General features: G+C 64.5%; 21 protein-coding genes. 19 read left to right on the top strand and 2 right to left on the bottom strand.

Going from position 1 to position 22,866, the window contains the following annotated elements; all coding sequences use genetic code 11:
* Nucleotides 1–66: 66 nt before the first annotated feature.
* From ACSFCA_RS00670 to ACSFCA_RS00580, 19 genes are all read left to right on the top strand, one after another.
* Nucleotides 67–1,710: a 3-(methylthio)propionyl-CoA ligase gene (locus ACSFCA_RS00670; protein WP_258354579.1), complete on the top strand. Its 1,644-nt coding sequence runs from the start codon at nucleotides 67–69 to the stop codon at nucleotides 1,708–1,710.
* Between the two features lie 147 nt (nucleotides 1,711–1,857).
* Nucleotides 1,858–3,087, top strand: coding sequence for a branched-chain amino acid ABC transporter substrate-binding protein (locus tag ACSFCA_RS00665; RefSeq protein WP_258354580.1), 1,230 nt, complete (start codon nucleotides 1,858–1,860; stop codon nucleotides 3,085–3,087).
* A gap of 199 nt (nucleotides 3,088–3,286) precedes the next feature.
* A complete protein-coding gene (locus ACSFCA_RS00660; RefSeq protein ID WP_258354581.1) occupies nucleotides 3,287–4,531 on the top strand; it encodes a branched-chain amino acid ABC transporter substrate-binding protein in 1,245 nt (414 codons plus the stop codon).
* Nucleotides 4,532–4,604: 73 nt separating this feature from the next.
* Nucleotides 4,605–5,558 carry a branched-chain amino acid ABC transporter permease gene (locus ACSFCA_RS00655; RefSeq protein ID WP_093056896.1) on the top strand — a complete coding sequence of 318 codons (954 nt, stop codon included), beginning with the start codon at nucleotides 4,605–4,607 and terminating at the stop codon, nucleotides 5,556–5,558.
* A gap of 4 nt (nucleotides 5,559–5,562) precedes the next feature.
* Entirely contained in the window at nucleotides 5,563–6,903 is a 1,341-nt protein-coding gene (locus ACSFCA_RS00650; protein WP_435458293.1) for a branched-chain amino acid ABC transporter permease, read from the top strand.
* Entirely contained in the window at nucleotides 6,900–7,670 is a 771-nt protein-coding gene (locus ACSFCA_RS00645; RefSeq protein WP_093173370.1) for an ABC transporter ATP-binding protein, read from the top strand. The genes ACSFCA_RS00650 and ACSFCA_RS00645 overlap by 4 nt, the downstream gene beginning before the upstream one ends.
* 1 nt (nucleotide 7,671) lies before the next feature.
* A complete protein-coding gene (locus ACSFCA_RS00640; RefSeq protein ID WP_258354584.1) occupies nucleotides 7,672–8,367 on the top strand; it encodes an ABC transporter ATP-binding protein in 696 nt (231 codons plus the stop codon).
* 149 nt (nucleotides 8,368–8,516) lie between these two features.
* Entirely contained in the window at nucleotides 8,517–10,625 is a 2,109-nt protein-coding gene (locus tag ACSFCA_RS00635) for a 3-hydroxyacyl-CoA dehydrogenase NAD-binding domain-containing protein (protein WP_258354585.1), read from the top strand.
* A gap of 28 nt (nucleotides 10,626–10,653) precedes the next feature.
* The gene (locus ACSFCA_RS00630) at nucleotides 10,654–12,129 is read left to right on the top strand and encodes a M20 family peptidase (RefSeq protein WP_258354586.1); all 1,476 of its coding nucleotides are present in this window, start codon (nucleotides 10,654–10,656) and stop codon (nucleotides 12,127–12,129) included.
* 43 nt (nucleotides 12,130–12,172) lie between these two features.
* Nucleotides 12,173–13,348 (top strand): acetyl-CoA C-acyltransferase, encoded by a 1,176-nt coding sequence (locus ACSFCA_RS00625; protein WP_258354587.1) that lies wholly within the window; start codon nucleotides 12,173–12,175, stop codon nucleotides 13,346–13,348.
* A 2-nt stretch (nucleotides 13,349–13,350) separates the two neighbouring features.
* Nucleotides 13,351–13,806, top strand: a complete 456-nt coding sequence (locus tag ACSFCA_RS00620) for a PaaI family thioesterase (RefSeq protein WP_435458292.1) — start codon at nucleotides 13,351–13,353, stop codon at nucleotides 13,804–13,806.
* Nucleotides 13,807–13,823: 17 nt separating this feature from the next.
* Entirely contained in the window at nucleotides 13,824–15,677 is a 1,854-nt protein-coding gene (locus tag ACSFCA_RS00615) for an acyl-CoA dehydrogenase (protein WP_435458291.1), read from the top strand.
* Nucleotides 15,677–15,934 (top strand): hypothetical protein, encoded by a 258-nt coding sequence (locus ACSFCA_RS00610; protein WP_258354590.1) that lies wholly within the window; start codon nucleotides 15,677–15,679, stop codon nucleotides 15,932–15,934. The genes ACSFCA_RS00615 and ACSFCA_RS00610 overlap by 1 nt, the downstream gene beginning before the upstream one ends.
* 11 nt (nucleotides 15,935–15,945) lie before the next feature.
* Complete coding sequence (locus ACSFCA_RS00605) at nucleotides 15,946–16,248, top strand: Dabb family protein (protein ID WP_093074035.1); 303 nt, start codon at nucleotides 15,946–15,948, stop codon at nucleotides 16,246–16,248.
* 28 nt (nucleotides 16,249–16,276) lie between these two features.
* On the top strand, nucleotides 16,277–17,074 hold the full coding sequence (locus tag ACSFCA_RS00600) for an SDR family oxidoreductase (protein WP_093056885.1): 798 nt from the start codon (nucleotides 16,277–16,279) through the stop codon (nucleotides 17,072–17,074).
* A gap of 1 nt (nucleotide 17,075) precedes the next feature.
* The gene (locus ACSFCA_RS00595) at nucleotides 17,076–17,543 is read left to right on the top strand and encodes a PaaI family thioesterase (protein WP_435458290.1); all 468 of its coding nucleotides are present in this window, start codon (nucleotides 17,076–17,078) and stop codon (nucleotides 17,541–17,543) included.
* 31 nt (nucleotides 17,544–17,574) lie between these two features.
* Nucleotides 17,575–18,591 carry an NADP-dependent oxidoreductase gene (locus ACSFCA_RS00590; RefSeq protein WP_258354592.1) on the top strand — a complete coding sequence of 339 codons (1,017 nt, stop codon included), beginning with the start codon at nucleotides 17,575–17,577 and terminating at the stop codon, nucleotides 18,589–18,591.
* 39 nt (nucleotides 18,592–18,630) lie between these two features.
* The gene (locus ACSFCA_RS00585; RefSeq protein WP_435458289.1) at nucleotides 18,631–20,271 is read left to right on the top strand and encodes an isovaleryl-CoA dehydrogenase; all 1,641 of its coding nucleotides are present in this window, start codon (nucleotides 18,631–18,633) and stop codon (nucleotides 20,269–20,271) included.
* Between the two features lie 37 nt (nucleotides 20,272–20,308).
* Nucleotides 20,309–21,247, top strand: coding sequence for a glutathione S-transferase family protein (locus ACSFCA_RS00580; RefSeq protein WP_435458288.1), 939 nt, complete (start codon nucleotides 20,309–20,311; stop codon nucleotides 21,245–21,247).
* A 28-nt stretch (nucleotides 21,248–21,275) separates the two neighbouring features.
* On the opposite strand, the gene ACSFCA_RS00575 is transcribed toward ACSFCA_RS00580, so the two are convergent.
* Nucleotides 21,276–21,746, bottom strand: coding sequence for a hypothetical protein (locus ACSFCA_RS00575; protein ID WP_435458287.1), 471 nt, complete (start codon nucleotides 21,744–21,746; stop codon nucleotides 21,276–21,278).
* Complete coding sequence (locus ACSFCA_RS00570; RefSeq protein WP_435476035.1) at nucleotides 21,743–22,723, bottom strand: M35 family metalloendopeptidase; 981 nt, start codon at nucleotides 22,721–22,723, stop codon at nucleotides 21,743–21,745. The genes ACSFCA_RS00575 and ACSFCA_RS00570 overlap by 4 nt, the downstream gene beginning before the upstream one ends.
* Nucleotides 22,724–22,866: the final 143 nt, after the last annotated feature.

Below are 22,866 nucleotides of genomic sequence, written 5' to 3'. Positions count from 1 at the left end.
GCCGAAGCTTGCGTGAATCCGTTGTTCGCAGGTTTTCATGAAGTCATTTCACATAGGAGTTCGTAGATGCTGGGTTTGATGCAAGACCAACCGCTTTTGATCTCGTCGCTGATCGAGTTCGTCGAGCGCCACAACGGCGACGGCGAGATCGTCTCGCGCCGTGTCGAAGGCGACATCCACCGCTGCACCTGGAGCGACATCGCATCGCGCGCCAGGCAGGTGGCCAATGCGCTGGACGGCGAGCAACTGCTGTTCAGCGACCGCATCGCCACCCTGGCCTGGAACGGCTATCGCCACCTGGAGCTGTACTACGGCGTGAGCGGCAGCGGCCGCGTGCTGCACACCATCAACCCGCGCCTGCACCCCGACCAGATCGCGTGGATCGCCAACCATGCCGAAGACCAGATCCTGTGCTTCGACCTCACATTCCTGCCGCTGGTACAGGCCGTGCATGCGCGCTGTCCCACGATCCGGAAATGGGTTGCACTGTGTGATGCGGACAAGCTCCCCGCAGACAGCGGCGTGCCCAACCTCGTGAGCTACGAGAGCTGGATGGGCGCGCAGTCCACCGACTACGAGTGGCCCAGCTTCGACGAGAACTCCGCCTCGAGCATGTGCTACACGAGTGGCACCACGGGCAACCCGAAGGCCGCGCTCTACAGCCACCGCTCGACCATGCTGCATGCCTACGCAGCGGCCTTGCCCGACGTCATGCGCCTGTCGGCGCGCGACTCGGTGCTGCCGGTGGTGCCGATGTTCCACGTCAACGCCTGGGGCATTCCGTACTCGGCGGCGCTGGTGGGCTGCAAGATCGTGTTCCCCGGCCCGGCGCTGGACGGCAAGTCGGTGTTCGAGCTGATCGAAGGCGAGGGCGTTACCTTCGCGGCGGGCGTGCCCACCGTGTGGCAGATGATGCTCGGCCACATGCAGGCAAACGGGCTGAAGTTCAGCAAGCTCAACCGCACTGTCATCGGCGGCTCGGCCTGCCCGCCGGCCATGATCAAGGCGTTCCAGGAGAACTACAACGTCGAGGTGCTGCACGCCTGGGGCATGACCGAGATGAGCCCGCTGGGCACGCTGTGCACGCTCAAGAACAAGCACCTGTCGCTGCCGGCCGACGCGCAGCTGCAGATCCGCATGAAGCAGGGCCGCGCCATCTTCGGCGTCGACATGAAGATCATCGACGGCGACGGCAAGGAGCTGCCGTGGGACGGCAAGGCCTATGGCGACCTGCTGGTCAAGGGCCCGTGGATCGTCAAGGAATACTTCAAGGGCGAGGGCGGCGATCCGCTGATTCCCGACGAGCAGAACCGCGGCTGGTTCCCCACCGGCGACGTCGCCACCATCGACGCCGAGGGCTACCTGCAGATCACCGACCGCAGCAAGGACGTGATCAAGTCCGGCGGAGAGTGGATCAGCTCCATCGAGATCGAAAACATCGCCGTCGCGCACCCCGCCGTGGCCATGGCGGCGTGCATCGGCGTGTTCCATCCGAAGTGGGACGAGCGGCCGATCATCGCTGTGGTGAAGAAGCCCGGCGCCGAAGTCACGCGCGAAGAGCTGTTGAAGTTCTATGAGGGCAAGACCGCCAAGTGGCAGATCCCGGACGACGTGGTGTTCGTCGAGGCCATTCCGATCGGCGCCACCGGAAAGATCCTCAAGACCAAGCTGCGCGAGCTGCTGAAGGACTACAAGCTGCCGACCCTCTGAAGACAAGGACACGAGCCAAGCCCACCCGCACTGTCGCCTACGCGATAGGAAAGCCGCTCCGGCGGCCTTCCTTCCGGGCATTCCCTGTGCGGCGAAAAAAAGGGCGCTTGTACGCTGGCATTCCGCCTTTCACACTGGAGACTCTTCATGCAATTTGCTATCAAGTCAGTAGCTGCCTGTGCAATGTTGGTGAGCGCTGCCGCCGCATTCGCTCAGAAGGGCGAGACCGTCAAGATCGCCTGGCTCGACCCGCTGTCTGGCCTCATGGCCGCGGTCGGCACCAACCAGCTCAAGACCACGCAATTCCTTGCTGAAGAGTTCAACAAGAAGAACCAGTCGGGCGTGAAGTTCGAGATCATCGCGCTCGACAACAAGCTCAGCCCGCAGGAGACCACCGCCGCGCTGCGTTCCGCGCAGGACCAGGGCGCGCGCTACATCATGCAGGGCAACGGCTCCGGCCCCGCGCTCGCGATCATCGACGCCGTCGAGAAGAACAACGCGCGCAATCCGGGCAAGGAGCTGCTGTACATGAACTACGCGGCCGTCGACCCCGACCTGACCAACAGCAAGTGCAGCTACTGGCACTTCCGGCTGGACGCCGACACCTCCATGAAGATGGAGGCGCTGACCACCTGGATGAAGGACCAGCCAGACATCAAGAAGGTCTACATCCTCGGCCAGAACTACGCCCACGGCGTGCAGGTGTCCAAGTTCGCCAAGGAAGACCTGAAAGTGAAGCGCCCCGACATCCAGATCGTGGGCGACGATCTGCATCCGCTCGCGCAGGTGCGCGACTTCTCTCCGTATATCGCCAAGATCAAGGCTTCGGGCGCCGACACCGTCATCACCGGCAACTGGGGCTCCGACCTGTCGCTGCTCATCAAGGCGGCCAACGACTCGGGCCTGAACGTCAAGTTCCTGACCTACTACGCGCCGGGCGCGGGCACGCCCACGGCCATGGGCGCCACCTCTGACGGCAAGGTCTACACCGTCGCCTACGCCCACTACAACATGGGCGGGGAAATCCAGCAGCTGCTCGCCGGCTACAAGAAGCGCATGAACGACGACCTCACGCAGTCGTCGATCTATCACGTGTTCGCGCTGCTCGACGCGGCCTTCGCCAAGACCAAGTCGACCGACCCGGTCAAGGTGGCTGCGGCGCTGGAGGGCATGAAGATCAAGAGCTTCAACGGCGAGGTCGAGATGCGCAAGACCGACCACCAGTTGCAGCAGGGCCTGTACATCTCGCGTTGGGAAAAGGCCAGCGCCAAGTACCCCTACGACGCGGAGAACACCGGCTACACGAACGTTCCCGTGAAGTACTACGAATCGTACGTGGCGAGCACGCCCACGTCGTGCCAGATGAAGCGCCCCTAGGCGTCTTTGTGAACGCGTTTCCTACCCATTGGTAGCAGCTGTCTACCAACGGGTAGCAAATTGGAGAAACGCGGTGTCGCATGCGCGATAGAAACGGGCCTTTGCAGCACCCCTCTTACGGGCATTCCCTGAGGGGAGGGGCTGCAAACGCTTGTACTCTCGTGCGGCGTTTTGAATCGGTTTGACCAGGAGATATAGATTGAAGTTCGCTCTGAAAATCGCTACCGCGGCCGTCATCGCGGCAACCGCCACCGGCGCCCTTGCCCAGAAGGGTGAAACCGTCAAGATCGCATGGCTCGACCCGCTGTCGGGCCTCATGGCCGCGGTCGGGACGAACCAGCTCAAGACCTTCCAGTTCTTTGCCGAAGAGTTCAACAAGAAGAATGCGGCAGGCGTGAAGTTCGAGATCATCGGCATCGACAACAAGCTCAGCCCGCAAGAGACCACCAGCGCACTGCGCTCGGCCCTCGACCAGGGTGCGCGCTACATCGTGCAGGGCAACGGCTCCGGCCCCGCGCTGGCCATCATCGACGCGCTCGAGAAGAACAACGCGCGCAACCCCGGCAAGGAAGCGCTGTACCTGAACTACGCCGCCGTCGACCCCGACCTGACCAACAGCAAGTGCAGCTACTGGCAGTACCGCTTCGACGCCGACACGTCGATGAAGATGGAAGCGCTGACCACCTACATGAAGGACCAGCCGGAGATCAAGAAGGTCTACCTGCTCAACCAGAACTACGCGCACGGCCAGCAGGTTTCCAAGTTCGCCAAGGAAAACCTCAAGAACAAGCGCCCCGACGTGCAGATCGTCGGCGACGACCTGCATCCGCTGGCCCAGGTGCGCGACTTCGCACCCTACATCGCCAAGATCAAGGCCTCGGGTGCCGACACCGTCATCACCGGCAACTGGGGCTCCGACCTTGCGCTGCTGATCAAGTCGGCCAACGACTCGGGCCTGAACGTCAAGTTCTACACCTACTACGCCGTGACCAGCGGCACGCCGACAGCCATGGGCGCAGCGTCCGACGGCAAGGTGTACCAGGTCGGCTATGCCCACTACAACATGGGCGGCGACATGCAGAAGTACGCGGAAGAGTTCAAGAAGAAGTTCAACGACGACCTCTACACCACCGACGTCTACACCGTGTTCCAGGCGCTGACCGAAGCCTTCGTGAAGACCAAGTCGACCGACCCCGTCAAGGTGGCCGCCGCCATGGAAGGCATGAAGTTCAAGAGCTTCAACGGCGAGATCGAACTGCGCAAGACCGACCACCAGGCACAGCAGGGCCTGTACATCGCCAAGTGGGAGAAGGCCAGTGCCAAGTACCCGTACAGCCCGGAGAACACCGGCTATACGCTGGCCCCGGTGAAGTACTACGACGCCTACGTGGCCAGCACGCCCACCTCCTGCCAGATGAAGCGGCCCGGCGGCGGCGCCTCCTGATCGCTGTCTGACAGGTCGAGGCCCGACTTCAACACTCGGGCCTTTTTCTTTTTTCACCCGACACGAAAGACCGATGAACGTCGAATTCTTCGTCATCTCGCTGCTCAACGGCGTGAGCTACGGCTTGCTGTTGTTCATGCTGAGCTCTGGCCTCACGCTGATCTTCAGCATGATGGGCGTGCTCAATTTCGCGCACGCCAGCTTCTACATGCTGGGCGCCTACTTCGCCTACACGCTGTCGGGCGTCGTCGGTTTCTGGCCGGCGCTCTTCATTGCGCCGCTGCTGGTGTTCGCGCTGGGCGCGGCCTTCGAGCGCTACTGCCTGCGCCGGGTCCACAAGTTCGGCCACGTGCCCGAGCTGCTGGTGACCTTCGGTCTTTCGTACCTGATCCTCGAACTCGTGCAGCTGGTGTGGGGCCGCTCTACAGTGCCGTACGGCCTGCCGTCGGCGCTGCAGGGGCCGCTCTTCTCGCTCTACGGCACGCAGTTTCCGAAGTCGCGCTCGTTCATCATGCTGGTGGCGGTGCTGATGCTGGTGTCGGTGTGGCTGCTGCTCACGCGCACGCGCATCGGCCTGGTCATTCAGGCGGCGCTGAAGCACCCCGACATGGTCGAGGCGCTGGGCCACAACGTGCCGCGCGTGTTCATGCTGGTGTTCGGCGGCGGCGCCGCGTTGGCAGGCCTTGCGGGCGTGGTCGGCGGCAACACCTACGTCACCGAGCCGGCCATGGCGGGTTCGGTCGGCTCCATCATCTTCGTGGTGGTGGTGGTCGGCGGCATGGGCTCGCTGGCGGGCGCCTTCCTGGCCTCGCTGATCATCGGCGTGGTGCAGACCTTCGCCGTGGCCATGGACCAGTCGCTCGCCACCGGCCTGCAGGCGCTCGGCGTGGCGGTGAGCGACCAGACCTTCGGCTACGAACTGCTCAAGCTCACCATTTCGCAGGTGGCGCCGATCCTGCCGTACCTGTTCCTGGTGCTGATCCTCATCTTCAGGCCCAAGGGTCTTCTCGGAACGCGGGAGGACTGACGCCATGAACACTGCAACCTCAACCACTCCAACCGGGTCGGCCAACAAGGCGCCGACCCAGTACTACCGATTCAAGCCGCTGAATATCGGCCGCATCCTGATCTGGTCGCTCTTCGCGCTGCTGCTGATCGTGGCGCCGATGATCTTCACCAGCAGCCTGGCTCTCACCATGCTGTCGCAGATCGGCTACCTGATCATCATCTGCCTGAGCTACAACATGCTGCTGGGGCAGGGCGGCATGCTCAGCTTCGGGCATGCGGTGTACGTGGGCCTGGGCTCGTTCATCGCCATTCACGCGATGAACCTGGCCAGTGCCGGCAAGCTGCCGATTCCGCTGGTGCTCATTCCGCTCGTGGGCGGCCTGGGCGGCATGTTCTTCGCCGTGGTGTTCGGCTACGTGTCGACCAAGAAATCTGGCACGACCTTCGCGATGATCACGCTCGGCCTCGGCGAGCTGGTGGCCGCCATGGCGCTGATGTTCCCGAGCTTCTTCGGCGGCGAGGGCGGCATCACCACCAACCGCGTGTACGGCGCTTCGTTCTTCGGCATCAACTTCGGGCCGCAGAATCAGGTGTATTACCTGATCGCCGTGTACTGCTTCATCTGCACCGGGCTGATGTTCGCCTTCACCGGCACGCCGCTCGGGCGCATGCTGAACGCAGTGCGCGACAACCCGGAGCGCGTGGAGTTCATCGGCTACAACACGCAGCGCGTGCGCTACTACGCCTTCATCATCGCGGGCTTCTTCGCGGGCATCGGCGGCGGGCTGGCGGCCATCAACTTCGAGATCGTGAACGCGGCCGACAGCCTGAACGGGTTGCGCTCGGGCAGCTACCTGCTGTTCACCTTCCTCGGTGGCGCGACCTTCTTCTTCGGGCCGATCATCGGCGCGGCGTTGCTGGTGTTCGCGCTGGTGCTGCTGTCCGAACTCAGCAAGGCCTGGCTGCTGTACGTGGGCCTGGTGTTCCTGCTGATGGTGATGTTCGCGCCCGGCGGTGTGGCCAGCCTGATCATGATGAACGTGCGCGTGGCGCTGTTCGGCAAGATCAAGCGCTTCTATGCGCTCTACGTGGGCCTCTTCATCGGCGCGGCCATCATGCTCGCGGGCGCTGCGGCCATCGTCGAGATGATCTATCACATGCAGCTGAATGCGGCACTTGGGCCGGTGGTGCCGTTGGCGGGCCTGCAACTCGACACCTCGTCGGCCACCAGCTGGATCGTCGCGGTGGCGCTGCTGGCAGTGGGCCTGGGCGTGTTTGAGGTGGTGCGCCGTCGCTTCGCGAAGGTCTGGGGCCATGCACAGGAAGAAATCGAAGCCGAGATCAAGCGGCGGGAGACGGCATGACCTATTCACTGGAACTCAAGAACCTGCGCAAGAGCTTCGGCAAGACCGACATCATCCGCGGCGTCGATCTGGCCGTGACGGCCGGCGAGCGCATCGCCATCATCGGGCCGAACGGCGCTGGCAAGTCCACGCTGTTCAACCTGATCAGCGGGCGGCTCACGCCCACAAGCGGCGAAGTGCTGCTCAACGGCCAGCGCATCGACGGCATGAAGCCGTACGAGATCAACCGCATGGGGCTGTCGCGCAGCTTCCAGATCACGAACATTTTCCCGAAGCTCACGGTCTTCGAGAACCTGCGCTGCGGCGTGCTGTGGAGCCTTGGCTACAAGTACACCTTCCTGCGCTTTCTCTCGAACCTCGATGACGCCAACGAGCGCACCGAAGAGCTCATCAAGCAAATCGGCCTGGAGAAGAAGCGCGACGTGCACGCGGTGAACCTCACCTACGCCGAGCAGCGCGCGCTGGAAATCGGCGTGACCATCGCGGGCGGCGCCAGCGTCATCCTGCTGGACGAACCCACGGCGGGCATGAGCAAGACTGAAACCTCGCACTTCATTTCGCTCATCAAGCACGTCACTGTCGGCAAGACGCTGTTGACGGTGGAGCACGACATGGGCGTGGTCTTCGGGTTGGCCGACAAGATCGCGGTGGTGGTGTACGGCGAAGTCATTGCCTTCGACACGCCTGCTGCCGTTCGTGCGAATGCGCGTGTGCAGGAGGCGTACCTGGGCTCCTCGGTAGCCGATGCGCAAGGGGCGGGACACTGACATGCTGAAGCTCAAAGACATCCACGCCTACTACGGCAAGAGCCATGTGCTGCATGGCGTTTCCTTCGACGTGAACCCCGGCGAAATCGTCGCGCTGCTGGGCCGCAACGGCTCGGGCCGCTCGACCACGGCCAAGGCCATCATGGGCCTGGTGCATGCCGAGGGCGGCCTGCACTGGAAGGGGCAGGACATCCTGCGCCGCAAGGCCTACGAGATCGCGCATTTCGGCATTGGCTACGTGCCCGAGAACCGCGACATCTTTCCCAAGCTCACGGTGCACCAGAACCTGCTGCTGGGGCAGAAGGGCTCGGGCAAGGGCAGTCGCTGGCAGTTCGACGACATGTACGGCATGTTCCCGCGCCTGAAGGAGCGCCAGCACACCGAAGCGGGCGTGCTCTCGGGCGGCGAGCAGCAGATGCTCACGCTGTGCCGCACGCTGATGGGCGACCCCGACCTCATCATCATCGACGAGCCCACCGAAGGCCTTGCTCCCAAGATCGTCGAGCTGGTGGGGCAGTACCTGCGCACGCTGAAGGACAAGGGCATCTCGGTGCTCCTGATCGAGCAGAAGCTCACCATTGCCATGCAGATCTCCGACCGCGCGCTCGTCATGGGCCACGGCAGCATCGTGTTCGACGGCACGCCGGACAGCCTCCGCGCCGACGCCACCACTCGCAAAGAGTGGTTGGAGGTTTGATACCCCCAGGGGATTCGGGCCACGCCCCGGATCCCCTTGTCTCTCCAGCGACTGCGTGCCATTGTTGGGCCACGCGAAACGCCTAGAATCCCCCGAAAAAGAACACTCGTGCTTTTTCTTCTTTTTCTTCACACACCAAGGAACGCAGCATGACGGCTGAATACAAAGTGCTCGGCGATATCGCCGTGATCACAATGACCAACCCTCCGGTCAACGGTCTCGGTTTCTCGACACGCATTGGCATCACCGATGGCCTGTCGAAGGCCAATGCCGACGACGCCGTCAAGGCCATCGTCATCACCGGCGCCGGCAAGGCTTTCTCGGGCGGCGCGGACATCAAGGAGTTCGGCACGCCCAAGGCACTGCAAGAGCCCAACCTGCTGAGCGTGATCCTCGCGCTCGAAGCCTCTCCCAAGCCCATCGTCGCTGCCATTCACTCGGTCTGCATGGGCGGCGGCCTCGAACTGGCCCTGGGCTGCCACTATCGCGTGGCTGCCCCCGGCACCAGCGTGGCACTGCCTGAAGTCAAGCTGGGTCTGCTGCCTGGCGCCGGTGGCACGCAGCGCCTGCCGCGCGTGCTCGGCGTGGAGACCGCCCTGAACATGATCGTCAGCGGCGAGCCCGTGAAGAGCGAACTGCTCGCGAGCCTGCCCGGCCAGAAGCTGTTCGACAAGCTGGCTGCCTCGGCCGAATCGGTGTTCGAAGAAGCCGTGGCTTTCGCCAAGAGCGTGGCCGGCAAGACCGGCGCCGACGCGCTGCCGCTGGTGCGCAACCTGCCGTGCAAGCACCCGCAGGGCGATGCCTACTTCCAGTTCGCCAAGAACATGGTCGGCGGCATGTCGAAGAACTACCCCGCGCCGCTGAAGTGCGTCGACGCCGTGCAAGCCGCGACGAAGATGAAGTTCGACGAAGGCATGGCCGAAGAGCGTCGCCTGTTCACGGCGCTGATGTTCACGCCCGAATCTCTGGCCCTGCGCCACCTGTTCATGGCCGAGCGCGCCGCGAGCAAGATCCCCGACGTGCCCGAAGACACGCCCAAGCGCGAGATCAAGGCCGTTGGCGTGATCGGCGCCGGCACCATGGGCGGCGGCATCTCGATGAACTTCCTGAACGCGGGCATCCCCGTCAAGATCCTCGAGATGAAGCAGGAAGCGCTCGACCGCGGCGTTGCCACCATCAAGAAGAACTACGAAGCCCAGGTCAAGAAGGGCAAGCTCAAGCAGGACAAGTACGAGCAGCGCATGGCGCTCTTGAGCACCACGCTGAGCTACGACGACCTGAAGGACGCCGACCTCATCATCGAAGCCGTGTTCGAAGAAATCGGCGTCAAGGAAAAGGTCTTCAAGGAACTCGACCGCGTCGCCAAGAAGGGCGCGATCCTGGCCTCGAACACCTCGACGCTCGACGTCGACAAGATCGCTTCGTTCACCGACCGTCCGCAGGACGTGGTCGGCATGCACTTCTTCAGCCCCGCCAACGTGATGAAGCTGCTCGAAGTGGTGCGCGGCAAAGCCACCGCCAAGGACGTGCTGGCCACAGTCATGGCCATCGGCAAGAAGATCAAGAAGACCTCGGTGGTCTCGGGCGTGTGCGACGGCTTCATCGGCAACCGAATGATCGAGCAGTACTCGCGCCAGGCAGGCTTCCTGCTGGACGAAGGCGCAACGCCGCAGCAGGTCGACAAGGCCGTCGAGAAGTTCGGCTTTGCCATGGGCCCGTTCCGCATGGGCGACCTGGCCGGCAACGACATCGGCTGGGCCATTCGCAAGCGCCGCGCCACCGAGCGCGCCGACATGAAGTACAGCCGCACGGCCGACAAGCTCTGCGAGCTGGGCCGCTTCGGCCAGAAGACCGGGGCAGGGTGGTACGACTACCAGGCCGGCAAGCGCGACGCTATTCCGTCGGAGCTCGTCAACAAGATGATCGAGGACCACCGCAAAGAGCTGGGCATCACGCCGCGCAAGATTTCCGATGAAGAGATCGTGCAGCGCCTGGTGTACGCCCTGGTCAACGAAGGCGCGCACATCCTGGAAGACGGCATTGCCTCGAAGTCCGGCGACATCGACATGGTGTACCTCACCGGCTATGGCTTCCCGATCTGGCGCGGCGGCCCGATGCACTATGCATCGCAAGTCGGCCTGTACAACGTGGCCGAGACGATGAAGCGCTTTGCCAAGAACCCGCGCGACGACGGCGCGTTCTGGCAGCCCGCACCGCTGATCCAGAAGCTCGTGGCCGAAGGCAAGCAGTTCAGCTGATCCACGAAGGCAAAGGGACCGACCGCCAATGTTGAAACGCATCTTCCTCGGGCTGCTGCTGGCAATCGTCTTGCTGGTGGCCGCCGTGGCGGTCAAGACCTGGACCACACCGTCGCAGCAACTGGCGGTGGCGCCCGCGCCGAAGCTGGACATCGACCTGCAGGCGGCCGCCAAACGGCTCTCTACAGCGATCACGTTCCGCACGGTGTCGGGCATGGACGATCCGGCCGCCAATGCGGCCGAGTTCGACAAGCTGCACGCATTCCTCGCACAGCAGTTCCCGAAGGTGCATGCCACTCTCAAGAAGGAAGTGGTCGGCAACAAGGCACTGCTCTACACATGGACTGGCACTGACCCTTCTGCCAAGCCCATTGCATTGATGGCGCACCAGGACATGGTGCCCATCGCCCCGGGCACCGAGAAGGCGTGGACGGTCGACCCCTTCGCGGGCGAGATCAAGGACGGCTTCATCTGGGGCCGCGGCACGCTCGACAACAAGAGCAATCTTTTCGCGCAGATGGAAGCCATCGAGCTGCTCATCGGCGCCGGCTTCAAGCCCAGGCAGACCGTCTACCTGGTGATGGGCGACGACGAAGAAGTGAGCGGCTTGCGCGGCGCGCTGCCGATTGCCGAACTGCTCAAGTCGCGCAATGTGCGCCTGGACTGGGTGCTCGACGAAGGCCTGCTGGTGCTCGACGGCGTGCTGCCGGGCCTGAGCAAGCCTGCGGCGCTCATCGGCCTGGCTGAAAAGGGCTACGGCACCTTCTTCCTCTCGCTCGACACTGCCCCCGGCCACTCATCGATGCCGCCGCAGCACAGCGCCATCGGCAGCATGAGCGCGGCGCTGGCGCGGCTCGAAGCCAACCCGATGCCCGGCGGCATCAAGGGCGTGGCCGGCCAGATGTTCGGCGCGCTCGCGCCCGAGATGAGCGGCGTCAACCGCGTGATGCTGTCCAACCTGTGGCTCACCGAGCCGCTGGTGCGCGGCCAGCTCGAGAAGAGCCCGAGCAGCAACGCCATGCTGCGCACGACCACCGCGCTGACCATCGTGCGCGCCGGCAACAAGGACAACGTGCTGCCCGGCCGCGCCGAGGCTGCCGTCAACTTCCGCATCCTGCCGGGCGACACGATCGCCAGCACCGAAGCGCATCTGCGCAAGGCGCTGGGCAACGACGACATCAAGATCAAGGCGTACCCGGGCAATTCCGAGCCTTCGCCCGTGTCGCCGACAGACAGCACCGGCTACCGCGCGATCCAGCAGGCCGTGCGCCAGACCTTCCCCGATGCGGTGGTGGCCCCAGGCCTCATGACCGCCGCCACCGACTCGCGCCACTTCAGCCTCGTGAGCGATGCCGTCTTCCGCTTCTCGCCGTTCCGCGTGAAGGGCGAAGACCTGGCGCGCTTCCACGGCAACAACGAACGCCTGGCCATCTCGAACTACGGCGAGATGATCGGCTTCTATCACCAGCTCCTGAGCAACACCAACGCTGCTCCGGCGCAATGACGACAACCTCTTTTCCCTTCCATCTGCTTCAAAGGACCTCACCATGACCAGCGCCGTCATTGTTTCCACCGCCCGCACGCCGCTCGCGAAGAGCTGGAAGGGTGCCTTCAACATGACGCACGGCGCCACGCTCGGCGGCCACGCCGTGCAGCACGCGGTGCAGCGCGCCGGCATCGACCCTGCTTCGGTGGACGACGTCATCATGGGCTGCGCCACGCCTGAAGGCGCGACCGGCTCCAACATCGCGCGCCAGATCGCGCTGCGCGCTGGCCTGCCGATCACCACCTCGGGCATGACCATCAACCGTTTCTGCTCGTCGGGCCTGCAGACCATCGCCACCGCCGCCCAGCGCATCATCGCGGGCGAGGGCGAGGTGTATGTGGCCGGCGGCGTCGAGAGCATCTCGTGCGTGCAGAACGAAGCCAACAAGCACATGCTGGCCGACCCGTGGCTCGTGAAGCACAAGCCCGAGATCTACTGGAACATGCTGCAGACGGCCGAGCAGGTCGCCAAGCGCTACAACATCGGCCGCGACGCCATGGACGAATACGGCGCCGCCAGCCAGCAGAAGGCCACCGCCGCGCTCGAAGCCGGCCGCTTCAAGGACGAAATTGCCCCCATCACCGTGCTGGCCGGCGTGGCCGACCCCGTGCTGGGCCTGCGCACCAAGGAAGTCACCATCGAGAACGATGAAGGCATTCGCGCCGGCACCACCAAGGAAGGCATCAGCGGCATCCGCCCGGCCATTCCCGGCGGCCTGATCTCGGCCGGCAATGCCAGCCAGTTCTCCGACGGCGGCGGCGCCTGCGTGCTGGTCGACGAGAAGTACGCGCAGCAAAAAGGCCTGAAGCCCATCGGCCGCTTCCTCGGCTTTGCCGTTGCCGGCTGCGAGCCCGACGAAATGGGCATCGGCCCGGTCTTCGCGATTCCGAAGGTGCTCAAGCGCCTGGGCCTCACGGTCAACGACATCGACCTGTGGGAGCTGAACGAAGCCTTCGCCGTGCAGGTGATCTACTGCCGCGACAAGCTCGGCATTCCGGCCGACCGCCTGAACGTGGACGGCGGCGCCATCGCCGTGGGCCACCCCTACGGTGTGAGCGGCCAGCGCCTGACGGGCCACGCGCTCATCGAAGGCAAGCGCCGCGGCGCCAAGAAGGTCGTGGTCACGATGTGCATCGGCGGCGGCATGGGCGCTGCGGGCGTGTTCGAGGTCTTGTAATCATGTCCGGCTTGGGCCACGACCAGGAGGTCTCGCCCGAAGCCGTTCTGGCCTACGGGCGCCGCATGCTTGCATCGCAGCCGTTCAGCGTGCTGATCGGCGCGCAGTTGCACGCGCTGGCGCCGGACTATGTGGAGCTCCAGCTACCGCTCACGGCGCAGCTGAAGCAGCAGAACGGCTTTGCCCACGGCGGCATCGTGAGCTACATGGCCGACAACGCGCTCACCTTTGCCGGTGGCAGCGCGTTGCGCGTGCCGGTGGTGATTTCCGAATTCAAGATCAACTATGTGCGGCCCGCTCTTGGCGAGCGCCTGATCGCACGCGCCAGGACGGCCCATTCCGGCAGTTCGCAGGCCGTTTGCACCTGCGAGGTGTTCGTGGTGAACGACGGTGCAGAGAAGCTCTGCGCGCTGGCGCAGGGCACCATCGCCAAACTGCCCGACTCCCCGAAAAAGTAGCAAGAAGAGACATTCTCATGAGCCTGCGTTCCACCCTCGACTTCCTGCTCTACGACTGGCTCGACGCCGAGTCGCTCAACCAGCGCGAACGCTTTGCCGACCATTCGCGCGAAACCTTCGACGCAGTGCTCGACACCTGCGAACGCATCGCGCGCGAGAAGTACGCACCGTTCAACCGCACGGTCGACACGCAGGAGCCGCATTTCGACGGCGAGAAAGTCATCCTGCCGCAGGCCACGCACGACGCGCACAAGGCTTTCGTCGAGTCGGGAATGATGAGTGCCGCGCAAGACTACGACATCGGCGGCATGCAGCTGCCGTACACGCTCTCGGCCGCGGCCAACAGCTTTTTCGCGATGGCCTCGGTGAGCATCGGCTCGAACATGCTCACGAGTGGCAATGCCAATCTGCTGATGGTGCACGGCACCGAGATGCAGAAAGAGGTGTTCGCCAAGAACGAGTTCTCGGGTCGCTGGGCCGGCACCATGTGCCTGTCTGAGCCGCAGGCCGGTTCGTCGCTGAGCGATGTGGCCACGCGCGCAGTGCCCGATGGCGTTGACTTTCAAAACGACCCGCTGGGCCCGCGCTACCGCCTCACGGGCAACAAGATGTGGATCTCGTCGGGCGACCACGAGCTGACCGAGAACATCGTGCACATCGTGCTCGCCAAGATCCCCGACGAGAACGGCAAACTGGTGCCGGGTACGCGCGGCATCTCGCTCTTCATCGTGCCCAAGCGCATGGTCGATACCAAGGGCGAGCTGACGGGCCAGCGCAACGACGTGGCGCTCGCGGGCCTGAACCACAAGCTGGGCTGGCGCGGTACCACCAACACGCTGCTGAACTTCGGCGAGGGCAAGTACCCGGTCGATGGCAAAGCGGGCGCCGTGGGCTACCTGGTCGGTGCGCCCGGCAAGGGCCTGCACTGCATGTTCCACATGATGAACGAGGCACGCATCGGCGTCGGCACGGCTGCCACCATGCTCGGCATGGCCGGCTACCACGCCTCGCTCGAATACGCCAAGAGCCGTCCGCAGGGCCGGCTGGTGAAGAAGCCGGACGCCGCTGGAACGGCCGTCGCCAAGGACTCGGCCGCGCCGCAGGTGCGCATCATCGAGCACGCCGACGTGCGCCGCATGCTGCTGGCCCAGAAGGCGTACTGCGAAGGCGCGCTGGCGCTGGAGCTGTACTGCGCCCGGCTGGTCGACGAGCAGAAGACCGGCGACGCGCAGGCCGCCGACGACGCGCGCCTGCTGCTCGAAGTGCTCACGCCCATCGCCAAGAGCTGGCCCAGCGAGTGGTGCCTGGAGGCCAATTCGCTGGCCATCCAGGTGCACGGCGGCTACGGCTACACGCGTGACTTTCCGGTGGAGCAGTACTGGCGCGACAACCGCCTGAACATGATCCACGAGGGCACCCATGGCATCCAGGCAGCCGACCTGCTGGGCCGCAAGGTGCTGATGGAAAAGGGTCGCGGCCTGCAATTGCTGGCCGGCCGTATGACCGACACCATCGGCCGCGCCGCCAAGGTGCCGGCATTGGCGGCCCACGCCAAGGCGCTGGGCGCCGCGCTGCAGCGCATCGGCAGCGCGACCGAGGCCGCATGGGCCACCGGCGACCCGGCCGACGCGCTGGCCAATGCCGTGCCGTACATGCAGGCCTTCGGCCACACGGTGCTGGCCTGGATCTGGCTCGACGTGGCCCAAAGGGCCCTGCAGACCGACGGTGAAAAGGCGAGGGCGGTAACAGCTGGCAAGATCGGCGCCACGGACTATTTCTTCCACTACGAGCTGCCGAAAATCGGCGCATGGCTCAACGTGGTTGAAACCCGCGACCCGACCTGTACAGCTTTGCCCGAGGACGCCTTCTGATGGCCACTACCGATTCGCCGAACGCCAACCCCAACAACACTCCCGCCGTCAAACCTCCCAAGCCGCACGCGCGGCTCGAGAAGTGGATCTGGATCCTGATCTACGGCGGCCTGTTCGTCGTGATCCTGGGCATTGCCACCGGCCGCACCGACGCCGCGCTGGGCTGGTCCATCGCCGTGCCCGGCGGCATCGTGGCGGTGGTCGGCTTCGTGCTGATCTACGTGCGCTCGCGGCTGCCCAACACCCCTACCAAGTAACGAGACCCGCCATGCTCAAGCACATCGTGATGTGGAAGTTCAAGGAGCACGCCGAGGGCACCGACAAGGCGACCAACCTGCTGAAGGCCAAGGCGCTGCTCGACGCCTGCGCGAAGCTGTCGCCCGGCACGCTGCGCTTCGAGGTGGCCATTGCCCAGCCCGGGCTGGAAGCCACCTACGACCTGGTCCTGTACTCGGAATTCACCGACTCCGCCGCGCTCGCGGCCTATTCGGACCACCCGCAGCACGTGGCCCTGAAGCCTTTCATCGGCGCCGTGCGCGAAGCCCGCCAGTGCATGGACTACGAGATCTGAGCCTGACATTCAAAACCGGAGACACCTCATGACGCCCCGCAACATCAAGCAGCTGTTCGACCTCACCGGCAAGACTGCCCTCATCACCGGCGGCTCGCGCGGCCTGGGCCTGCAGATGGCCCATGCGCTCGGCGAAGCCGGCGCGAAGATCATGCTGAGCTCGCGCAAGGCCGACGATCTGGAGCAGGCCGCAGCCGAGCTGCAAGCCGCCGGCATCGACGCGCGCTGGATCGCCGCCGACTGCTCGAAGGAAGAAGACACCCGCCGCCTGGCAGACGAAACGCTGCAGCGCATGGGCGCAGTCGACATCCTCATCAACAATGCGGGCGCCAGCTGGGGTTCGCCGGCCGAGAGCCACCCGGTCGAGGCCTGGGACAAGGTGATGAACCTCAACGTGCGCGGCTATTTCATCCTGTCGCAGCAGATCGCCAACGGCTACATGATTCCGAAGAAGACGGGGCGCATCATCAACATCGCCTCGATCGCCGGGCTGAACGGCAACCCGCCCGAAATGCAGACGCTGGCCTACAACACCTCCAAGACAGCGGTCATCGGCTTCACCCGCACGCTGGCCGCTGAATGGGGCCGCTACGGCATCAACGTGAACGCCATCTGCCCCGGTTTCTTCATGACGAAGATGGCCGCCGGCCTCATCAAGTCGCTGGGCGAGGAAAAGATGGCCGCCCAGGCCCCCCTCGGCCGCCTAGGCGACGAGGAAGACCTGAAGGGCCTGACGCTGCTGTTCGCGAGCGATGCCGGCAAGCACATCACCGGCCAGTGGCTGGCTGTGGACGGCGGCGTGAGCGTGGTGCTGGGTGCGGCCTGACATGTCTTCTTCTTCAGATTCCAGCGACATCAACATCCGCTCGTACACGAGCCAGATTCCGTTCGCGCGGCACCTGGGCTTTGAGCTGACGAGGTTCGAGGGCGGCGAGTCCGAGATCATCTACACGGCGAAGCCGGAGCACCTGAACACCTTCGACGTGACGCACGGCGGCGCCTGCATGACGCTGCTCGACATCACGATGGCAGCAGCCGCGCGCAGCGTGGCGCCAGAGACGGGCGTGGTCACCATCGAGATGAAGACCAGCTTCATGCAGCCCTCGGTCGGCCCGCTGCACGCGCGCGGCACGCTCATTCACAGGACGGCGACGCTGGCTTTCACCGAGGCCAAAATCTACGACGAGCAGGAGCGCGTGTGTGCCCACGCCACCGGCACCTTCAAGTACGTGAAGCGCCGGCTGCCGACCGGCCCCGCCAGCGCCAACGAGATGCGCCCGCCGTCGACCGACTGACTGACTGACTGACACTTTTCCGGAGACATTCATGCCGATCAACAAACAGATCCACCTCGACAACCGTCCCGACGGCGAGGCCGTGGCCAGCAACTTCAAGCTCGTGTCCGCCGAGACCCCCGCGCTCAAGGACAACCAGGTGCTCGTGCGCCACCACTACATGAGCCTCGACCCGTACATGCGTGGCCGCATGAACGACTCCAAGAGCTACGCGCAACCCCAGCCGCTGGGCCAGACGATGCAGGGCGGCACGGTCGGCGAAGTGGTCGAGAGCAAGCACCCCAAGTACGCCGTGGGCGACAAGGTGGTCGGCTTCGGCGGCTGGCAGGAATACAGCGTGGTCGATGCCTCGCAGCCCGGAGCGCTGAAGAAGGTCGACACCACGCACGTGCCGCTGTCGCACTACCTTGGCGCGGTCGGCATGCCGGGCGTCACGGCCTGGTACGGGCTGGTGAAGATCATTGCGCCCAAGGCTGGTGAAACGGTGGTCATCACCGCCGCCAGCGGCGCGGTGGGCAGCGCCTTCGGGGCGCTGGCCAAGGCGCGCGGCTGCCGCGTGGTCGGCATTGCCGGCGGCCCCGACAAGTGCAAGTACGTGACCGACGAGCTGGGCTTCGACGCCTGCATCGACTACCGCGTGCACGCCGACGTCAAGTCGATGAGCGCTGCGCTCAAGGAAGCCTGCCCGAACGGCATCGACGGCTACTTCGAGAACGTCGGCGGCTACATCTTCGACGCGGTGCTGCTGCGCGCCAACGCCTTTGCCCGCGTGGCGCTGTGCGGAATGATCGCGGGCTACGACGGACAGCCGCTGCCGCTGGCCAACCCGGCGCTGATCCTCATCAACCGCATGAAGATCGAAGGCTTCATCGTCAGCGAGCACATGGAAGTGTGGCCCGAGGCGCTGACTGAGCTGGGCACGCTGGTGGGCACGGGCAAGCTGAAGCCGCGTGAGTCGATTGCGCAAGGCATCGAATCTGCTCCTGAAGCCTTTTTGGGCCTGCTCAAGGGTCGGAACTTCGGCAAGCAACTCGTCAAACTGATCTGATGCACTGGATGAACTGAATGCACGGCAAGGAGGCCGGTCATGGAAACCACGCACGAGGTGTTCAACCAGCCTACGCCGCTGGTGGACTACAACCTCTTCGACACCAACCGGCCTCTGCGCGATGCGCTGAAGTTCAACGCGCCCGCGTTGCAGACCACGCAGCTGCATGAGCTGGGCGCCACCCTCGGCACGGCCGGCATGCAGGCGCATGCGCGGCTCGCCAACATCCACACGCCCGAGCTGCACACGCACGACCGCTTCGGGCGGCGCATCGACGAGGTGGAATTCCATCCGAGCTACCACGCGCTGATGACCGCCGCCGTGGGTGCCGGGCTGCACGGCACGCCCTGGACGGGCACTTCGGCCTCGCCGCATGTGCTGCGCGCAGCGGGCTTCATGCTCTTCACCGAGCTGGAGCCATCGATTCTTTGCCCCATCTCCATGACCTACGCGGTCACGCCCGCGCTGCGCGGCAATGCGGGCGTGTACGCCGACTGGGGTCCGAAGCTCGGCAGCCTCTGGTACGACCCGGCGCTGAAGCTCTTCAGCGACAAGCCCGGCGTGACCATGGGCATGGGCATGACCGAGAAGCAGGGCGGCTCCGATGTGCGGGCCAACACCACCCAGGCCGTGCGCGACGGCAGCGATGCCTGGGGCGAGCGCTATGCCATCACCGGCCACAAGTGGTTTTTCTCGGCGCCGATGTGCGACGCCTTCCTGGTGCTGGCGCAAGCGCCCGCGGGGCTCTCGTGCTTCTTCCTGCCGCGTGTGCTGCCCGATGGTTCACGCAACGCCATCCAGATCCAGCGGCTGAAAGACAAGCTCGGCAACAAGGCCAACGCAAGCTCCGAGGTCGAGTTCCAGGGCGCCAGCGCATGGCTCGTGGGAGAAGAGGGCCGCGGCATTCCGCAGATCCTCGAGATGGGCACGATGACGCGGCTCGACTGCGCACTGGGCACCAGCGGACTGATGCGCCAGTCGCTGGGCATAGCGCTCAACCATGCGACGCAGCGCAAGGCCTTCGGCAAGCCGCTGATCGAACAGCCCTTGATGAAGAACGTGCTGGCCGATCTCGCGCTCGAAAGCGAAGCCGCCACTGCGCTCGCCATTCGCCTGGCACGCGCCTTCGACAACCAGGCCGACGAGCACGAGCGCTTGATGGCCCGCCTGCTCACGCCGGTCGCCAAGTTCTGGATCTGCAAGCGCGGCAGCGCCTTCGCGCAGGAGGCCATGGAATGCCTCGGCGGCAACGGCTACGTGGAAGAGGGCGGCGAGGGCGTCATGGCCCGCATCTACCGCGAGATGCCGCTCAACTCCATCTGGGAAGGCGCGGGCAACATCATGGCGCTCGACCTGCTGCGCGGCCTGCGAAAAGGCGATGCCGTGGCCGCGCTGACGAAGGAGCTGGCGCCCGCGCGTGGCGAGCACGCCGCGCTCGACCGGCTGACCGACGCGCTGCCCGCGCGCATCGAGGCGATGGCCTCCGAAGCCGAGGCCCGCCGCCTCGCGCAGGACGTGGCGCTCGCCGTGCAGGCTGCGCTGCTCGTGCAGACCGCGCCATCCGCCGTCGCTGGCGCGTTCTGCGCCTCGCGACTGGGCGGCGACTGGGGCAACGCCTTCGGCACGCTGGCCGCAGGCACCGATTTCGATTCGATCATCCAGCGCGCGCAACCCCGGTGACGCGTGCCAAACCCATCACAGAAGAAAGACCCCCACCATGGCCGACCTGATCCTTCATCACTACCTGACCTCGCCGTTCTCGGAAAAGGTGCGCCTGATCCTCGGCGCCAAGAAGCTGCCGTGGAAGTCGGTCTTCATCCCGCCGATCATGCCCAAGCCCGACGTGGAGGTGCTCACTGGCGGCTATCGCAAGACACCGTTCCTGCAGATCGGCGCCGACATGTATTGCGACAGCGCGCTCATCGCCGACGTGCTCGAACACCTGCAGCCCGAGCCCACGCTCTATCCGGAGCCCGAGAAGGGCATGTCGCGCATCCTCGCGCAGTGGGCCGACACCACGCTCTTCTGGGCTGCCATGGCCTGGAACCTGCAGCCCAGGGGCGCGGCCGAAGTGTTCGCCAAGGCCCCACCCGAAGCCGCAAAAGCCTTCGGCGAAGACCGCGGCAAGATGAGCGCTGGCAACATGACGCGCCTGCGCCCGGCCGACGCCACCAGCGCCTACAAGTCATACCTGCGCCGCCTGTCGGACATGCTCGACGAAAAGCCCTTCCTGCTCGGTGAGGTGCCCAGCATTGCCGACTTCTCGGCCTACCACCCGCTCTGGTACACGCGGCGCATCGAGTCGGTCCGCACCATCCTCGATCTGACGCCCGCGGTGATCGACTGGCTCGACCGCATGGCCGCCATCGGCCACGGCGTTCCCGAGAAGTTCACGAGCGACGAGGCTATTGCAGTGGCCAAGGCCGCGACGCCGCACACGCTGCTGACCGACAGCACCTTCCAGGACGACCACGACATTCCGCTCGGCAGTGCCGTCACCGTGCGCGCCGAAAGCTTCGGCCTCGAGGAGACGCCCGGCACGCTGGTCGCGGCTACGCGCACGCACTACACGCTGGAGCGCAGCAGCGAGCGGACGGGCACGGTGCATGTGCACTTTCCGCGGATCGGGTATGTGCTGAAGAAGGCTGAGGGTTGAGAGGGCTGCGGCCGGTGATTGCCGTGCATCAACGCTTGAACCCGGGGATCGGAACCGGGTTGCAGTCGGGCAACTTCAGCGCCTCGTAGTCGGGGTGAAACTGCACCACGACAAAGTCGTTGCTCGCCTCCCTCGACATCTTGTTGTCTTCGTAGATGCTCGACGTCGTTTCCAGCTTGATCTCGGTCGGCTGGAGCTGCTTGTACGCTCGGGTCACGTTTTCGGCGCGCCGTCTTGCCAACTGCCTGGCTTGGGCTGGTGTTCTGCCTGGAACTTTGACGGTGGCGCCTCCGTCGATTGAAACCTCGAGGTATTTCGGAAACGCCGAGTTTGCCCGGTCAATAAACTCCACCAGCTTCGCTATCTGCGCCGGTTCGAGGTCTGCGGCGCCTTCGGCAAAAAAAGTCAGCCTTGTTACCACGACGGGCTTGCAAGCCATGGCGCTGCAACCTGTCAGCGTGGTAGCGATGACGAGGAAGGCCCTGATCGTGCATTTCATTTGGATGCTTTCGCAACAACGCCAAGAATGTACGCAGCGATGCTGTCGGCGTTGACACGAGACCGGGGGTCTTCTGCGTGATCCCTCGCGTGCTTCGTTCCATACCAGGGATCGAATGAACTGAAGGTGTCGTCGAAGTGCGTGACCTCGTGAATCAATGTCAGGAGCTTCGAGTCCCCGTCGCGAATGATGTCCGTATCGTAGATGAGCATGTTCTCCGGGAGGTCGCAAAAACTCAGCCCGATGGCAATGGTGCGGGTCGCAGTGTCTGGTTTGCAAACTGCCGCTACTGTCACGACCGGGTCGCTTGAGAAGATGCAGCCGAGATTCTTCTTGCTTGCTTCCGAGTACCGGATGAAGTTCTCGCATCCCAGTCCCTCGAGCACTCGCTTGCACGCAGCCAGTCCTTTCTGGAGATGCTCTCGCATCGATTGGTCGGCAACGCCAAACCATTCCTGCACTCGCGCCTGCGCATCTTTGTCCCATCGCTCGAGTTCCGGGAGGCGCTGCTTCGCAATGAACGCCACGGCCTGATCGCGCAGCTTGAGCACTACCGCGCAGAACTCCTTGTTCGTCATGTTCGGGCAGATCCTTTCGGCCAGTTCCGCCCCTGGTGGGTGGGTCACATTCTTGTCTACCGTTTTCTTGAATGCCGCCAATTCATCCTCGGCTCCAACGGCATGCCAAGCCTCGTCCTCGTATGTTGCCCATCGCTGCAGGGTGGAAAGTATGGGCTGTGGCACCGGGCAGTGGCAGACCACCACGTCTCCTTCCAGCGCCGCCTCCGATATGAATTGAGGGCGCCGCGGCCCTCCGGTCTTCGCGATGATGCCCACGCTGTTGCAGCCTTCGCAGTAGGCCCTGCCGCCGATCAAGGCGACCCGGTGTCCGTACAAATCGAGCATGGGGCCGTCGTAGGGCAATACCTGTCCGCCAGACGCTGGCGGATCGCCGACTACAAGAATTTTTCGCTCCATTCGCTACGCTCCCCGTTCATGACGGGGCGTTGTAAGCGGCAGCAATTGCTAACACTGTTGTCTATGGTCAACCGCTTGGTTCTTTGTCACGAAGGAGCGGGTTTTCGATCTGCAGGGTGCTGGGTGTGGCCGGAGTCGGCTCG

Origin of the sequence: Variovorax multivorans, assembly GCF_051216835.1 — a bacterium.
Taxonomy (GTDB): domain Bacteria; phylum Pseudomonadota; class Gammaproteobacteria; order Burkholderiales; family Burkholderiaceae_C; genus Variovorax.
Note: the sequence above shows the minus strand (reverse complement) of the source record. Positions and strands in the feature narration are given on the sequence as shown.

Bases quoted from the DNA above. Each gene is read 5' to 3' on its own strand.
- ACSFCA_RS00615 (WP_435458291.1), top strand. From the start codon at position 13,824: ATGAGCCTGCGTTCCACCCTCGACTTCCTGCTCTACGACTGGCTCGAC.
- ACSFCA_RS00605 (WP_093074035.1), top strand. From the start codon at position 15,946: ATGCTCAAGCACATCGTGATGTGGAAGTTCAAGGAGCACGCCGAGGGC.
- ACSFCA_RS00585 (WP_435458289.1), top strand. From the start codon at position 18,631: ATGGAAACCACGCACGAGGTGTTCAACCAGCCTACGCCGCTGGTGGAC.
- ACSFCA_RS00665 (WP_258354580.1), top strand. From the start codon at position 1,858: ATGCAATTTGCTATCAAGTCAGTAGCTGCCTGTGCAATGTTGGTGAGC.
- ACSFCA_RS00625 (WP_258354587.1), top strand. From the start codon at position 12,173: ATGACCAGCGCCGTCATTGTTTCCACCGCCCGCACGCCGCTCGCGAAG.
- ACSFCA_RS00670 (WP_258354579.1), top strand. From the start codon at position 67: ATGCTGGGTTTGATGCAAGACCAACCGCTTTTGATCTCGTCGCTGATC.
- ACSFCA_RS00630 (WP_258354586.1), top strand. From the start codon at position 10,654: ATGTTGAAACGCATCTTCCTCGGGCTGCTGCTGGCAATCGTCTTGCTG.
- ACSFCA_RS00610 (WP_258354590.1), top strand. From the start codon at position 15,677: ATGGCCACTACCGATTCGCCGAACGCCAACCCCAACAACACTCCCGCC.
- ACSFCA_RS00570 (WP_435476035.1), bottom strand. From the start codon at position 22,723: ATGGAGCGAAAAATTCTTGTAGTCGGCGATCCGCCAGCGTCTGGCGGA.
- ACSFCA_RS00600 (WP_093056885.1), top strand. From the start codon at position 16,277: ATGACGCCCCGCAACATCAAGCAGCTGTTCGACCTCACCGGCAAGACT.
- ACSFCA_RS00580 (WP_435458288.1), top strand. From the start codon at position 20,309: ATGGCCGACCTGATCCTTCATCACTACCTGACCTCGCCGTTCTCGGAA.
- ACSFCA_RS00635 (WP_258354585.1), top strand. From the start codon at position 8,517: ATGACGGCTGAATACAAAGTGCTCGGCGATATCGCCGTGATCACAATG.
- ACSFCA_RS00595 (WP_435458290.1), top strand. From the start codon at position 17,076: ATGTCTTCTTCTTCAGATTCCAGCGACATCAACATCCGCTCGTACACG.
- ACSFCA_RS00590 (WP_258354592.1), top strand. From the start codon at position 17,575: ATGCCGATCAACAAACAGATCCACCTCGACAACCGTCCCGACGGCGAG.
- ACSFCA_RS00655 (WP_093056896.1), top strand. From the start codon at position 4,605: ATGAACGTCGAATTCTTCGTCATCTCGCTGCTCAACGGCGTGAGCTAC.
- ACSFCA_RS00620 (WP_435458292.1), top strand. From the start codon at position 13,351: ATGTCCGGCTTGGGCCACGACCAGGAGGTCTCGCCCGAAGCCGTTCTG.
- ACSFCA_RS00645 (WP_093173370.1), top strand. From the start codon at position 6,900: ATGACCTATTCACTGGAACTCAAGAACCTGCGCAAGAGCTTCGGCAAG.
- ACSFCA_RS00650 (WP_435458293.1), top strand. From the start codon at position 5,563: ATGAACACTGCAACCTCAACCACTCCAACCGGGTCGGCCAACAAGGCG.
- ACSFCA_RS00640 (WP_258354584.1), top strand. From the start codon at position 7,672: ATGCTGAAGCTCAAAGACATCCACGCCTACTACGGCAAGAGCCATGTG.
- ACSFCA_RS00575 (WP_435458287.1), bottom strand. From the start codon at position 21,746: ATGAAATGCACGATCAGGGCCTTCCTCGTCATCGCTACCACGCTGACA.